This window comes from Hydrogenophilus hirschii (genome assembly GCF_054656675.1).
This window is the reverse complement of record NZ_BAAHXQ010000001.1, coordinates 565,343-578,449: the sequence shown is the minus strand read 5'-3', so window position 1 is coordinate 578,449 and position 13,107 is coordinate 565,343. Positions and strand designations below refer to the sequence as shown.

At 60.1% G+C, this 13,107-nt stretch carries 14 protein-coding genes and 1 other RNA gene; 7 read left to right on the top strand and 8 right to left on the bottom strand.

Going from position 1 to position 13,107, the window contains the following annotated elements; all coding sequences use genetic code 11:
* Nucleotides 1–2: 2 nt before the first annotated feature.
* From ACYQ4Z_RS02935 to rsmI, 8 genes are all read right to left on the bottom strand, one after another.
* Nucleotides 3–1,736 carry a peptidoglycan D,D-transpeptidase FtsI family protein gene (locus ACYQ4Z_RS02935; protein ID WP_459859993.1) on the bottom strand — a complete coding sequence of 578 codons (1,734 nt, stop codon included), beginning with the start codon at nt 1,734–1,736 and terminating at the stop codon, nt 3–5.
* Nucleotides 1,733–2,005, bottom strand: coding sequence for a cell division protein FtsL (gene ftsL, locus ACYQ4Z_RS02930; RefSeq protein WP_170141264.1), 273 nt, complete (start codon nt 2,003–2,005; stop codon nt 1,733–1,735). Before ftsL ends, ACYQ4Z_RS02935 begins: the two co-directional genes overlap by 4 nt.
* Nucleotides 2,002–2,934 carry a 16S rRNA (cytosine(1402)-N(4))-methyltransferase RsmH gene (rsmH, locus tag ACYQ4Z_RS02925; protein WP_219972548.1) on the bottom strand — a complete coding sequence of 311 codons (933 nt, stop codon included), beginning with the start codon at nt 2,932–2,934 and terminating at the stop codon, nt 2,002–2,004. Before rsmH ends, ftsL begins: the two co-directional genes overlap by 4 nt.
* On the bottom strand, nt 2,931–3,374 hold the full coding sequence (gene mraZ / locus ACYQ4Z_RS02920) for a division/cell wall cluster transcriptional repressor MraZ (protein ID WP_119334808.1): 444 nt from the start codon (nt 3,372–3,374) through the stop codon (nt 2,931–2,933). Before mraZ ends, rsmH begins: the two co-directional genes overlap by 4 nt.
* A gap of 234 nt (nt 3,375–3,608) precedes the next feature.
* An RNA gene (gene rnpB, locus ACYQ4Z_RS02915) (RNase P RNA component class A) lies at nt 3,609–3,983 on the bottom strand.
* 18 nt (nt 3,984–4,001) lie between these two features.
* Complete coding sequence (locus ACYQ4Z_RS02910; protein ID WP_197713772.1) at nt 4,002–4,436, bottom strand: hypothetical protein; 435 nt, start codon at nt 4,434–4,436, stop codon at nt 4,002–4,004.
* Nucleotides 4,417–5,496 (bottom strand): dihydroorotase, encoded by a 1,080-nt coding sequence (gene pyrC / locus ACYQ4Z_RS02905; protein ID WP_459859991.1) that lies wholly within the window; start codon nt 5,494–5,496, stop codon nt 4,417–4,419. Before pyrC ends, ACYQ4Z_RS02910 begins: the two co-directional genes overlap by 20 nt.
* On the bottom strand, nt 5,486–6,382 hold the full coding sequence (gene rsmI, locus ACYQ4Z_RS02900) for a 16S rRNA (cytidine(1402)-2'-O)-methyltransferase (RefSeq protein ID WP_119336066.1): 897 nt from the start codon (nt 6,380–6,382) through the stop codon (nt 5,486–5,488). Before rsmI ends, pyrC begins: the two co-directional genes overlap by 11 nt.
* A 14-nt stretch (nt 6,383–6,396) precedes the next feature.
* On the opposite strand from rsmI, the gene ACYQ4Z_RS02895 reads away from it, so the two are divergent.
* From ACYQ4Z_RS02895 to ACYQ4Z_RS02865, 7 genes are all read left to right on the top strand, one after another.
* A complete protein-coding gene (locus ACYQ4Z_RS02895) occupies nt 6,397–6,807 on the top strand; it encodes a YraN family protein (RefSeq protein WP_219972551.1) in 411 nt (136 codons plus the stop codon).
* 10 nt (nt 6,808–6,817) lie between these two features.
* Nucleotides 6,818–7,378, top strand: a complete 561-nt coding sequence (locus tag ACYQ4Z_RS02890) for a phosphoheptose isomerase family protein (RefSeq protein ID WP_219972552.1) — start codon at nt 6,818–6,820, stop codon at nt 7,376–7,378.
* Nucleotides 7,375–8,004 (top strand): BON domain-containing protein, encoded by a 630-nt coding sequence (locus tag ACYQ4Z_RS02885; protein WP_459859990.1) that lies wholly within the window; start codon nt 7,375–7,377, stop codon nt 8,002–8,004. Before ACYQ4Z_RS02890 ends, ACYQ4Z_RS02885 begins: the two co-directional genes overlap by 4 nt.
* Before the next feature lie 402 nt (nt 8,005–8,406).
* Nucleotides 8,407–9,300, top strand: coding sequence for a formate/nitrite transporter family protein (locus ACYQ4Z_RS02880; RefSeq protein WP_459859989.1), 894 nt, complete (start codon nt 8,407–8,409; stop codon nt 9,298–9,300).
* Between the two features lie 56 nt (nt 9,301–9,356).
* Entirely contained in the window at nt 9,357–11,084 is a 1,728-nt protein-coding gene (locus ACYQ4Z_RS02875) for a bifunctional protein-serine/threonine kinase/phosphatase (RefSeq protein WP_459859987.1), read from the top strand.
* A gap of 193 nt (nt 11,085–11,277) precedes the next feature.
* Entirely contained in the window at nt 11,278–12,705 is a 1,428-nt protein-coding gene (locus ACYQ4Z_RS02870; protein WP_459859985.1) for a CmpA/NrtA family ABC transporter substrate-binding protein, read from the top strand.
* Nucleotides 12,706–12,739: 34 nt separating this feature from the next.
* Nucleotides 12,740–13,105 carry a hypothetical protein gene (locus tag ACYQ4Z_RS02865; protein WP_459859983.1) on the top strand — a complete coding sequence of 122 codons (366 nt, stop codon included), beginning with the start codon at nt 12,740–12,742 and terminating at the stop codon, nt 13,103–13,105.
* Nucleotides 13,106–13,107: the final 2 nt, after the last annotated feature.

Here is a 13,107-nt window from a genome sequence, read left to right as displayed (position 1 = left end):
AATCACCCACGTGGAGCACGCGACTCGGCCACCACCTGTACGGGTTGGTCGGGCAAAACGCCCAATGCGGGGAGCGCTTGGCGAACGATCTCAGCAAAAGCGGGTGCGGCAACGGTGCCTCCGTAATACCCTTTCTGCACGTTTGGCTCATCGACCATCACCGCGACGACGATTCGCGGGTCGGTCGCTGGCGCATAACCGACGAACGACGCGACATACTTCTGCACATACTGCCCATTTTCCACTTTACGCGCCGTCCCCGTTTTCCCCGCAGTCGTATAGCCGGCAACCTGCGCGCGCGTTCCCGTTCCCCCCACGTCCGTCACCTTCTCCAGCATCGCACGCACGGTGCGTGCCGTACGTGACGAGACGACGCGCTGGTGTTGCGAACACGAAGGGAGTGTTTCTAACCGAACGAAGGTGATCGGCAAGCGACACCCATCGTTCGCCAATGCCTGGTAGGCGCCTGCCACCTGCAGGAGCGACGCCGACATCCCATGACCGAAGGCCATCGTCGCCACTTCGATCGGTTTCAAGTGCTGCGGTGGGAACAAGTGACCTGCCGTTGCCCCCTTCAAGGGAATTTTAGGCCGTTCGCCGAAACCAAAGCGCCGATAGTGTTGCCACAGCGCTTGGGGGTCCAGTTTCTGCGCGATTTTGACCACGCCGACGTTCGACGATTTTTGGATCACTTCCGAGACGGTCAACACCCTGTCGCTTGCGTGGGCGTCGCGAATCGAAAAACCGGAGACTTTGATCACCCCACCACGCACGTCGATCGGTGTCTCCGGACGAACCACGTTCTGCTCCAACCCGAGCGCGACGAGAATCGGCTTGACCACCGATCCCGGCTCGTAACTGTCGGTGATCGCGCGGTTCCGCACCAAGTTCCAATCGAGTTCCGTCCTAGCTTCCGGATCGAACGTGGGCCAGTTGGCCATCGCCAACACTTCACCGCTCTTGGCGTCGAGCACCACTGCCGCGCCGCCCTTTGCTTGAAATTGCGTCACGGTGTCTTTCACCGCGTTCAACGCCGCTGCCTGAATGCGGAGGTCGAGGGAGAGAATGAGATCTTCCCCGGACTGAACCGGCACCAGCCATTCCCCCTCGCGAACCGGTCGCCCTTGGCGATCCTGCACCAACACCTTCTTGCCAGGATGCCCCTGCAACCGGTTGTCAAAACCGCGTTCCAACCCTTCCAGTCCGTTTCCGTCGATATCGGTGATACCAACGACGGTCGCGACGAGCTCGCGGTAAGGGTAGACGCGCTTTGGCTCCTGAAGCGCCGAAACACCGGGGATTTTGAGCGCCAATACGGCCTCAGCAGTTCGACGATCGAGATGCCGTTTCAAATAGGCGAAACGGCTTCCGCCCCGGGCGATCTGCGCTTCGATCGCATCGGGTGTCGTTCCCAACAGTCGAGCAAGCGCTTCGACCTGCTCGGACGAAGCGGCTTGCCACAACTGGGGATCGACCCAGATCGAATGGGTTTCGACCGATTGCGCCAGGATCGTCCCATTGCGATCGAGCAAGCGGCCGCGCGCTGCTGGTACCGTGACCACCCGCTCATAGCGTTGCTCTGCTTGCGCTTGCAGAAACTGACTTTCGGCCGCGACCAACCACCCGGCGCGCCCGACCACCAATGCGACGCACAACCCGAAAAGGCTCAGAACGAAAACCAAGCGGGGCAACGGTACCGCCAAACGAAACGTTCCAACCGCCAAATCGTGTGTCATGGTTTCTGCTCCTCCCAGCGCCGGATACGTGCCACGGCAGGGGGCGCCAACCCCATTTGCGCCGCGACCGCTTTCAGCCGCTCCGGCCGTTCTGCGGCTGCACGCGCCACCTCCAAACGCCGCCACTCACTTTCGATCCGTGCCGTCGTCGCTTTTTCTGCTTCGACCGCCCGGACCAAACCCCGTACTTCGTGGTGCATGGTGACCACCGCGATCGCCGAGCCGATCGCCGCCCCCAGCAACACGCCGTCCCACCAGCCTGCGCTCATCGCTTCTCCGCAGCGCGCAACACCGCGGACCGTGCGCGCGGGTTTTGCGCACATTCCGCGCCGGTCGGCAAAAGGCGTTTGACCACCCAGCGCATCGCGGGCTCGGGCCGTTCGTCCTCACGAATCGCCACACCTGGCGGAAGCGGCGGCGGTTCGCACTGCGCCCTCAAAAACCGCTTGACGATTCGATCCTCGAGCGAGTGAAAGCTGATCGCTACGAGCCGTCCGCCCCGCGCCAGCCGTGCGACTGCCTGCGGCAGTGCGCGTTCGATCTCTTCCAGTTCGCGGTTCACAAAAATCCGAAGCGCTTGGAAGGTGCGCGTCGCTGGGTGTTGCCCCGGCTCACGGCGCGGGACCGCTTTTGCCACGATCTCGGCCAACTGCCGCGTGGAAACAATGGGTGCTCTGGTGCGCGCGGCGACAATCGCCTTTGCAATCGCATGAGCAAACCGCTCTTCGCCATACTGTTTGATCACCTCCTTGATCGCGTCGCGTTCCGCTGTCGCCAACCACACCCGAACCGGCTCACCCCGCGTCGGATCCATGCGCATGTCGAGCGGAGCGTCCAAACGAAAACTCATTCCCCGCTCCGGGGTATCGAGTTGTGGCGACGAAACGCCAAAATCGAACAGCACCCCATCGACCGCGGCAAGGCCCCACGCATCCAGCGCCTGCCCCAGCTCCGAAAAGGGGCGGTGGGCAATCGAAAACCGAGGGTCCACTTTCGCCAATGCGATGCCTGCGGCCACTGCTTCAGGATCGCGATCCAGCGCCACCACGCGTCCATTCGCCCCCAAGCGCGCCAAGATGGCGCGGCTGTGCCCCCCTCGGCCAAAGGTGGCGTCGAGATAACACCCGTCCGGACGCACCGCCAGCGCTTCCAGGGCTTCGCCGAGCATTACGGGTTGGTGCGCTCCCTGCACGTTCATAAAGCCAACCCTTGGAACGGTTCGGGCAGGTCGGCAAAGGAGATCGACCGCATCGCCTCTTGCTGTTTCGCCCAGCCGGTTTCAGACCAGAGCTCAAGATGACTCCCTTGCCCCACCAACCACACGTTCTTTTCCAACTCGGCCCATTGCCGCAACGATGGCGCCAACAACACCCGACCCGCGCCATCGAGCGTCTGCTCTTCGGCAAACCCGACCAAGAGCCGCTTCAACGCTGCGGCACGCGGATCGAGCCCAGGCATGCGAACGATCTCGTCGCGAATCGGCTGCCAAACGGATTGCGGATAGAGCACGACACAGCGGTGGGGATGCGCGGTCAGCACCAGTGGTGCCCCGTCTGGACAGAGCAGTTCGCGGTGCCGCTGCGGGACCGTCATCCGCCCTTTCGCATCCAGCGTGAGCGCCACCGCGCCTTGAAACATCTTGCTCCACCCAAACCCCTTTTACCCCACTTTTTACCACTTGTTCCCACATAAAACTACTGAACAAATTTACAAATCCCACCAACCAAACGAAAAACCCCGCTGCACGAAACAGCGGGGCGCTATCCACACCAGCGAAAAAGATTCGACGAACCATGTGCGCGCCCCGGTTAGCCGAATCGGGGCGGAATCACATGCGTACAACTGAAGAGGAAGGAGAGACAAAGAAGCGAGAGTGGAAGCCCGCCAGTAAGCCGGGTTCTGTCGCAGGCGGCAACACCGCCTGGGGCAGTCATTCCTCTAGGCCTGACGTCACCGCCAGGCTCGAGCGGCCAACCCGGAAGCGGCGCGAGCCACGCCGTTGCTTCCCTATTCGGCCTTGCTCCGGATGGGGTTTACCGTGCCGGTCCGGTTACCCGGACCGCGGTGGGCTCTTACCCCACCGTTTCACCCTTGCCTGATCCCGTAGAAACGGGCCATCGGCGGTCTGTTCTCTGTGGCACTTTCCGTCGCCTCACGGCGCCCGGCCGTTAGCCGGCATCCTGCTCTGCGGAGCCCGGACTTTCCTCCCCCGTCGTTGCGACGGCGGCGACTGCCTTGGCGGACTTCCGAAAGTATTATAAGGGCTTACTGTGCCGCGACAAAGACCACTTGACCGTCTTTTTCTTGAAACGTTCCCACCAACGGCCCCAACGATTGCGGATTGGGGTTCGGCCAACGCTGTACCTTGCAATCTTCTGTCGTCGCCAAATACCAACGGCCCTTTTGCTCGAGCGCCCAAAGGAGATCACCGGCGTGATAGACCCGCATCGGCGTCATCGGCGTGCCATCCTCTTGGATGCGCCAACGGCGCTGACAGACCGGCAAACGACTCACCACAACGAACTGTTCGATCGCCGCGAACGGCAGCCGCTGCTCGCGCACCAAGATCAACGCGTGCTCGCGCCCTTCGATCTGGTACGCCGTCGCCGAATTCTCGCAACCGGTCAGAACGAGCGCCGCTGCCCCCAGAAGGAAAGGGGTCAGCAACCGCACGCGCAGATCATTCGCTTTCCTCACCATCACTCACCTCCACCTGCCATTCGAACGCTTCGCCTGCACAGAGCGGCACCAAAGGATCGTCGGGAAGATAGGGAAACGTTTGCGGTACCGTCCAGGGGCATCGCACCAACGTCACCTGCTCGGTTGCCTGCGGGAAACCGTAGAATGCGGCGCCGAAGCGTGCCGCGAAATCGGGTAACCGATCGAGCGCCCCGACGGACGCAAACGCTTGTGCGTACAGCGGCAACGCGGCGTACGCCGTGTAACAGCCTGCGCACCCACAGACGGCCTCTTTCGTACTGCGCGCATGGGGTGCCGAATCGGTACCCAAAAAGAATTTGGGGTTGCCACTCGTAGCCGCTCGAACGAGCGCCTGCCGATGCTGCTCCCGCTTGAGCACCGGCAAGCAGTAGTAGTGGGGACGTATCCCGCCTTGGAAAATCGCATTGCGGTTATAAAGCAGGTGGTGCGCAGTGATCGTCGCGGCAACGTTTTCTGGTGCCGCTTCGACGAACGCCACCGCATCGGCCGTGGTGATGTGCTCGAGCACCACTTTGAGCCCCGGGAAACGGCGCACGATCGGATCCAGCACCCGTTCGATGAAAACTGCTTCACGATCGAACAGGTCGATTTCCGGATCGGTGACTTCACCATGCACGCAGAGCACGATCCCGCGCGCCTCCATCCGTTCCAGAACGGGATAGACCCGCTCGATGCACCGAACGCCGCTCTCGGCATTGGTCGTTGCCCCAGCCGGATAGAGCTTCACGGCGCGAACGCGCCCCTCCGTTGCTGCTGCGCGGTCGATTTCGGTCACTGTCGTCGTTTCGGTCAAATAGAGCGTCATGATCGGCTCGAAGCGCGCTGCCGCTCCGGGTAGGGTACGAACCACGGAAAGGATCCGCTCACGATAGGCAAGCGCAGCGGCAACCGTGGTCACGGGAGGTTTCAAATTGGGCATGATCAGCGCGCGACCAAAAACCGCCGCGGTATGGGGCACCACCGCGGCAAGCGCTGCGCCGTCGCGAACATGCAAATGCCAATCGTCAGGCCGGGGCAAAGCAAACCGCTCAACTGTCATCGCGAATCCTTTCGTGCGCAACCACCCAATCATACAACCGGTTCTTGGAAATCTGGAAAAGCTCCGCAGCCCAGCGAACCGCTTCCGAACGAGCCACCCCCGCTGCGATGAACCGTTCGCACCAGGCCTTTGCCCTTGCCGTACGTTCGGAGTCGTCGTTCGCCGGTGGAACGACCAAAACGAATTCACCATGCTTGCGCTCACGCCGTGCCGCCAGCCACGCTTGGGCCTCGGTTACGGTTCCGCGAAAACTCTCTTCGAAACGCTTCGTCATCTCCCGCGCGACGAACACGGGATGATTCGTCCCCAGCGTGGCAGCGAAATCGGCCAGCGCTTCGTCGATCCGGTGTGGCGTTTCGAACCAGACCGTAGGCAAATCCCCTGCGGCTGCTTCGCGGATCGCTGCACGGCGTTGCGCCGCTTTTGCCGGCAAAAAACCCCGAAAAGCAAAACCCGACTCTCCCCATCCCGAAATCGAAATCGCCGCGGTCACTGCGCTCGGCCCAGGGATCGCCACCACCGGGAACCCCTGCTCGCGCACCATGGCGACCACTTTGACACCGGGATCGGAAACGGCAGGGGTACCCGCGTCACTCACCAACGCCCAGTGCTCGCCAGCTGCGAGACGCGCACACAACACCTCTGCGGCGCTGCGCTCGTTGTGGGCGTGGAGCGCGACAAGCGGCGTGCGAATCCCCCAACTTTCCAACAACCGCGCCGTGACGCGCGTATCTTCTGCCGCAATCCCGGCCACCCCCGAAAGCACCGCCAATGCGCGCACAGAGAGGTCGAACCGGTTGCCAAGCGGGGTTGCGACTACGTACAATGCAGCCGTCGGCAACCGCCATGAGGCCTCCTCCGCCAACGCACGCCAATCCGCTTGCATCTTCACCTCCCCATATGCCATTGTCCGATTCTCGCACATCTGCCACCCGCCTCTCTTCGGATTCCCGCACCACCGGCGCCCATTTCGAAAACCGAGCGGCGCAATGGTGCTATGAACGCGGCTGGACGGTCATTGCCCGCAACGTCCGGTGCCGACGCGGCGAGATCGACATCATTGCCCTGGATGGGGCAACACTGGTTTTCATCGAAGTCCGCCATCGCCGCTCCGCCCGTTATGGCTCGGCAGTAGAGAGCGTCACCCCTACCAAGCAGCAACGCCTGACCGCCGCGATTCGCTACTGGCTAAACGGCCGTGAAGGGCGTCAGCATGCCCATCGCGCGATGCGTTGCGACCTTTTGGCATTTACCGGGACCCTTGAGACGCCTGAGTGGATCCCCAACGCATTTGCCCCTTCCCCCTGGTAAACTGCGCCGTATGGATCTGATCGAAGCCCTAAGCGACCGCTTTGCGTTTCAGCAAAGCCTCTACCGGGAGACCGTCGACGCCTTGGCGCCCCCGCTTGCTGCCGCAGCGGAAATTCTGGCGCAAACGGTCTTGAGCGGCCACCGACTGTGGATCGTGAGCGGCCCAGGGACCCACTACCTTGCTGCCCATTTCATCGAACGGCTTTGGTACGGACTCGAACGCGAGCGCCCCCCTTTTGCCGCGGTTCACCTGCCCGCCGCTACAACGCCGCCGCCGCACGGACAGCCGCTGGACGTTTTGGCTCAGCCTGGCGACTGCGTCATGATCCTGCTCGGTCATGAACCCAGCGAAACCATACGCGCCGCGATGCGCACCGCACTCGAAGCGGGATCTCCCTTGATCGTGATCGGCCATGACCCGGACGAACACATCTGGTCGCAACTGCGCGGTGGCGACGTTCCTGTGGCGCTGCCGGAACTTCCCCCCGCACAGCAGGACGAACTGCTCCTTTTCCTGCTCAACGCCCTGACCGAAACCTGGGAACAACTCTTGTTTGGAGAACTGGTATGAAAAAAACGACCCTGTTGCTCACCCTGGGGTTAGCGGTGCTCACCCCCACGTTGTCGGGCTGCTTCCCCGCGGTCGCTACCGTTGTCGCCGCGACCGCAGCGGTTGCCGCGGACCGGCGAACTGCCGGCGCGATCGTCGAAGACGAACAACTGGAATGGAAGATCAGTAGCGCAATCCAAAAAGCGCTCGGCGATCGCGCCCATGTCAATGTCACCTCCTACAACCGCATCGTGCTGCTGACGGGCGAAGTCCCCGACGAAGCGGCCAAACAACGCGCGGAAACGCTCGCCAAACAAACCGAAAACGTCCGCGCCGTCGTCAATGAACTGATCATCGCTGCGCCGTCGTCTCTGGCGTCACGCGCCAACGACGCATCGCTCACCACGCAAGTCAAAGCGCGGTTGGTCGGCAATCGTGATGTCCCCGCCCACCTCGTCAAGGTGGTTACCGAAGGGGGAGTCGTCTACCTGATGGGGCTCGTGACGCGTCGGGAAGGCGACGCCGCCACCTATGTCGCTCGCACCACCTCGGGGGTGAAGCGGGTGGTGCGCGTCTTCGAATTCATCAGCGAGGCAGAGGCGAAACGGCTCGATCACGCAGCGAAGCAGTCGCAGAACGGACGCTGACGGCAACCGCTACCCTTCCTCACCAACCGGAATAGCCCTACCGCTCTCCCCCGCGCACAAAAGGGGGATGCGCTTTAGGGACAACACCCTTCGAATATTTTTGTTTCATCGTTGCTAACCGAAGCGACCTGCCGGAGCCATAAACGGACTCCAGCAGGCCACTTTCAGGTGCGCGTCCGCGCTTCTTTCATGCACGATTTTGGTGCAGTGCACCAAACTTCAACAACGCCCCCCTATAAAGCGCAACCTCGCGATTTTTTTGTTGTTTTATTTCAATAACATACATCTTAGGCATCAATTTTGCTGAAAAACACTCGGGCAGACTTGGCCTAAGGTCGGCCAACCGCCCACGGGTACGCACCGAAATGACACAGTTTCACAAGGATTGAAGGAGGTTTCACCATGTCGTATCTCGAACCCAGCGAATTCGTCACCAAGATGGTCGATCAGGGCGAATCCAAGGTGTACATGTCCACCAAGGATACGCTCATCCGCGCCTTCATGGCGGGCGCCATCCTCGGGCTGGCCGCAATATTTGCGATCACCGTCACTGTCAACACGGGATCGCCGTTACTCGGTGCGATCCTCTTTCCGGTCGGCTTCATCATGCTCTACCTGATGAAGTTCGACCTCCTCACAGGGGTGTTCACGCTGGTGCCGCTTGCGCTGCTCGACAAGCGTCCTGGAGTCACCGTTTCTGAAGTACTCCGCAACTGGGGACTGGTCTTCATCGGCAATTTCGCCGGTGCGCTCTTCGTTGCCTTCCTGATGTCCTTCATCCTCACCTATGGTTACTCCACCGATGGTGGGGTGATTGCCGAGAAAGTGGGGCATATCGGCGAAGGGCGGACGCTCGGTTACAAGGCACATGGCATCGAAGGATGGTTCACCATCTTCATCCGGGGCATGCTATGTAACTGGATGGTCTCCATGGGCGTAGTCGGCGCGATGATCTCGACCTCCGCCACCGGCAAGATGGCCGCGATGTGGATGCCGATCATGCTCTTCTTCTACATGGGATTCGAACATTCGATCGTCAACATGTTCCTCTTCCCCTTCTCTATGATCATGGGGGGCGACTTCACCCTTGCCGACTATTTCATCTGGAACGAAATCCCAACCGCGCTGGGCAACCTCGTGGGCGGATTTCTCCTCGTCGGACTTCCGCTCTACTACACCCACGTTCGGACCAGCCCAGAGCGACTGCTCAAGAATGGCCGGAACGCTGGCAAAAGCGATCGCGAACCCAGCAGCTCCCTCCATCGGCACGCAGAGACGCTGAAGGCAAGCCTCTGAGTTCCTCACGCCTCGCCCCCCTACCTGGGAACGAGGCCCCTTGGCGGAACGCGAACATGTTGCAGGTCAGTGTCGGGCAGTATTCGGACAAGGGGCGCAAAGCGGTCAACCAAGATTTCCACGGTTACCTTTGCCCCCCTCGCCATCTTCTCCGGACGAAAGGGATCGCCGTAGCCATCGCCGATGGCATCAGCAGTAGTGCGGTGAGCCATATCGCGGCAGAAACGGCGGTAAAAAGTCTTCTCACCGACTATTACGACACTTCGGAAGCTTGGTCAGTGAAAAACGCCGTGCGTCGGGTCATGGCGGCCACCAATTCCTGGCTGTACGCCCAGTCACGCCATCGGCCAGGCCGCTTCGACCTCGACCAGGGATACGTCTGCACCTTCAGCGCGATCGTACTCAAATCGCGCTCCGCGCACCTGTTTCACATCGGCGACACGCGGATCTGCCACCTCGTCGGCGACCAGTTGGTCCACCTTAGCGAAGCACATCGCGTCTGGGAAGGAGAGAAGAGCTACCTCACTCGTGCCCTCGGGATGCGCGAACAACTGGAGATGGACTATCAGCACTACACCGTCGAGGTGGGTGCCATCCTGATCCTGATGACTGACGGCGTCTACGAGCACCTTCCCGACGCCAAAATCGCCCAGCTCATCCGGGAAAACCCAAACGACCTCGACCTGGCTGCAAAACGGATCGTTGCAGCAGCGCTCGATCGCGGCAGCGACGACAACCTCACCATCCAAATCGTGCGCATCGAGCAACTTCCGTCCCCAGAGCAGGATGAGCTGAGCGAGGAGGCGGCTCGTCTGCCACTGCCAGGAGAGCTTCGCCCGCAGAGCGAGCTCGATGGTTACCGCATCATCCGCGAGCTATACCGTGGCCCCCGCAGCCACCTATACCTCGCACAGCAGGACGGGAGTGACGCTCGAGTCATCATCAAGGCGCCAGCAACCGAATTCGCCCACAACCCCGACTACCTCGAACGCTTCCTGATGGAAGAGTGGATCGCCCGCCGTATCGACAGCCCCCACCTGGTCAAGACCGCCGAACGCACCACCCTACCCACCGCACTCTATTCGGTTTTTACCTACATCGAAGGACAGACACTCGACCAGTGGATGAAAGACAACCCCACACCCGATCTCGAAACGGTCCGTGTGATCGTCGAACAGATCGCCAAAGGGCTTCGGGCGCTCCACCGGCAAGAGATCATTCACCGCGACCTTCGTCCTCAGAACATCCTCATCGAACCCAACGGTAACGTCAAAGTGATCGACTTCGGCTCGGCGCAGATCGCAGGTTGGGTTGAAGAGATCCCCAAGGACGAACCGGTCCCACCCGGCGCCGTTCCCTACCTGGCCCCGGAGTATTTCCTCGGGGAACGGGGTTCGAAACGATCCGACCTCTACTCGCTCGGCGTCATCGCTTACCAAATGTTGAGCGGCGGCCGCCTTCCCTATGGCACCGATGCCGCCAAGATCGTGAGCAAAGAGGAGCTTTACCGACTGCGCTACCGTTCACTGCGCGAGCGGGGCGTTGCCGTCCCCTTCTGGGTCGACGCAGCGATTCGAAAAGCCGTCCACCCCCGAGCGGAAAAACGGTACGAGAGCCTCTCCGAATTTATCCACGATTTGCGCCACCCCAATCCCGACTTCGTCCCCATGCATAACCGATCGTTCCACGACCGCGACCCGCTCCTCTTCTGGAAAACCGTCTCATTCATCCTCTTTTTTTGTCTGCTGGTACTGATTCTAACCCACCCCATGTTGCTCCAGTAAGCAACGAGCAATCGCCCTGCACCGAAATGGTGACACAGCGCACGAAATCATCGCAATCGCGCACTGCTGCGGTGCAACATTCGACCGAACCTCAAAAAAAATCGGTTTTTCAACGCCCGTAATTGATGGCACGTTACTTGCTGGAAAGATGATTGTGAAACCAGCCGAATCAAATAAAGAGGGGAAGCGAAAAATGAGCAGCAAGCAAGACGGGAAATTGACCACTCTGATCGGTCGGAGAACCTTCATGAAAAAAGGGGCCGCCGTGGCTGCAACGGTCTTTGGCCTTTCCGCTGGACTCGTGCGCACACCGGCACAGGCCTCGGCAAAGCTGGGAGAACCCGAAAAAGCGGATCTGAAATTCGGTTTCATCAAACTTACCGATATGGCGCCGTTCGCCATCGCCAAAGAGCTCGGCTATTTCGAAGAAGAAGGGCTCTACGTCGAGCTCGAGGCACAGGCCAACTGGAAAGTTTTGCTCGACCGGGTGATCGATGGTCAACTCGATGGCGCCCACATGCTGGCTGGTCAGCCCATTGCCGCAACCATCGGCTATAGCACCCAGGCAGACATCATCACGCCGATCTCGCTGGATCTCAACGGCAACGCGATTACCGTCTCCAACGCGGTGTGGGAGATGATGAAACCATCGATCCCCCAAGAAAACGGCAAGCCGAAGCACCCGATAGGCGCCGAATACCTCAAGCCGGTGGTCGAGCAATACCGGAAAGAAGGAAAGCTGTTCAAGATGGGGATGGTCTTTCCCGTCTCCACCCACAACTACGAATTGCGTTACTGGTTGGCGGCCGGAGGACTCCATCCTGGCTACTATGCCCCACAACGGGGAGACACCGCCGGTACCATTCAAGCGCAAGTCCACCTCTCGGTCACCCCACCGCCCCAAATGCCGGCCACTCTGGAGGCGGGAACGATCGACGGCTACTGTGTCGGAGAACCGTGGAACCAGCAAGCGGTGATGCGCGGCATCGGCGTAGCCGTCATCTCCGACGATGAGATCTGGAAGAACAACCCAGAAAAGGTCTTCGGTATTCGCCGCGAATTTGCCGAAAAATTCCCGAACACCACCATTCGCATCGTACGTGCACTGATCCGTGCCCAATACTGGCTCGATCAGGAAAACAACAAGAACCGACCGGAAGCGGTCAAGATCCTCTCCCGCCCCTACTATGTTGGTGCCGATTACGACGTGATCGCCAACTCGATGACCGGATTCTTCGAATACGAGCGGGGAGACAGAAGAGCGGCCCCCGACTTCAACGTCTTCTTCCGTTACAACGCTCCATACCCATACTACTCCGACGCCATCTGGTATTTGACTCAAATGCGGCGATGGGGCCAGATACCGGAACAACGGCCGGACGACTGGTATTTCGAGACGGCGAAAAAGGTCTATCGCCCAGACCTATACAAAGCCGCAGTCGAATCCCTGATTGCAGAAGGGATCATGAATGAATCCGATTTTCCGGAAGAAGTCTGGAAAAGCGACGGTTTTCGCCCTGTCCAGCGGGGATTCATCGATGGAATCCCGTACGACGGAAGGTTTCCCAACCGCTACATCGATTCGTTGCCGATTGGGCTCAAAGGAAACGAAAAGGCGTAACGCCTGAAAAGAGAAAAGACGCATGAGGAACGATATGGTCCCATTTCGCTTGCCCCCCCTGCGTTCCCTGCTCGCTCCGCTAATCGGCCTCACTCTATTTCTGGCCGTTTGGCAAGGCGTTGCCAGCCAAATCGATACCTCGCTAGGGAAATTTCCTGGCCCGATCGAAACTTGGCAACAGTTCACCAACCTGATCGAAGAGTACCAGCAGGAAAAGGTTCGTGAACAAAAGTTTTACGAGCGGCAGCGCATTCTCAACGAGAAAAAGCTGCAGGAAAACCCGAATGCCAAAATCGTCTGGCGCGAATACAGAGGAATGCCGACCTATCTCGACAAAATTCAGCGCAGCCTCATCACCGTCGCCTCCGGCTTCCGAGCTATAGTCAAATCTGGTGTATGACC

Bases quoted from the DNA above. Each gene is read 5' to 3' on its own strand.
- pyrC (WP_459859991.1), bottom strand. From the start codon at position 5,496: ATGACAGTTGAGCGGTTTGCTTTGCCCCGGCCTGACGATTGGCATTTG.
- ACYQ4Z_RS02880 (WP_459859989.1), top strand. From the start codon at position 8,407: ATGTCGTATCTCGAACCCAGCGAATTCGTCACCAAGATGGTCGATCAG.
- ACYQ4Z_RS02875 (WP_459859987.1), top strand. From the start codon at position 9,357: ATGTTGCAGGTCAGTGTCGGGCAGTATTCGGACAAGGGGCGCAAAGCG.
- rsmI (WP_119336066.1), bottom strand. From the start codon at position 6,382: ATGCAAGCGGATTGGCGTGCGTTGGCGGAGGAGGCCTCATGGCGGTTG.
- ACYQ4Z_RS02910 (WP_197713772.1), bottom strand. From the start codon at position 4,436: ATGGTGAGGAAAGCGAATGATCTGCGCGTGCGGTTGCTGACCCCTTTC.
- mraZ (WP_119334808.1), bottom strand. From the start codon at position 3,374: ATGTTTCAAGGCGCGGTGGCGCTCACGCTGGATGCGAAAGGGCGGATG.
- ACYQ4Z_RS02885 (WP_459859990.1), top strand. From the start codon at position 7,375: ATGAAAAAAACGACCCTGTTGCTCACCCTGGGGTTAGCGGTGCTCACC.
- ACYQ4Z_RS02890 (WP_219972552.1), top strand. From the start codon at position 6,818: ATGGATCTGATCGAAGCCCTAAGCGACCGCTTTGCGTTTCAGCAAAGC.
- ACYQ4Z_RS02865 (WP_459859983.1), top strand. From the start codon at position 12,740: ATGGTCCCATTTCGCTTGCCCCCCCTGCGTTCCCTGCTCGCTCCGCTA.
- ACYQ4Z_RS02935 (WP_459859993.1), bottom strand. From the start codon at position 1,736: ATGACACACGATTTGGCGGTTGGAACGTTTCGTTTGGCGGTACCGTTG.
- ACYQ4Z_RS02870 (WP_459859985.1), top strand. From the start codon at position 11,278: ATGAGCAGCAAGCAAGACGGGAAATTGACCACTCTGATCGGTCGGAGA.
- ACYQ4Z_RS02895 (WP_219972551.1), top strand. From the start codon at position 6,397: ATGCCATTGTCCGATTCTCGCACATCTGCCACCCGCCTCTCTTCGGAT.
- rsmH (WP_219972548.1), bottom strand. From the start codon at position 2,934: ATGAACGTGCAGGGAGCGCACCAACCCGTAATGCTCGGCGAAGCCCTG.
- ftsL (WP_170141264.1), bottom strand. From the start codon at position 2,005: ATGAGCGCAGGCTGGTGGGACGGCGTGTTGCTGGGGGCGGCGATCGGC.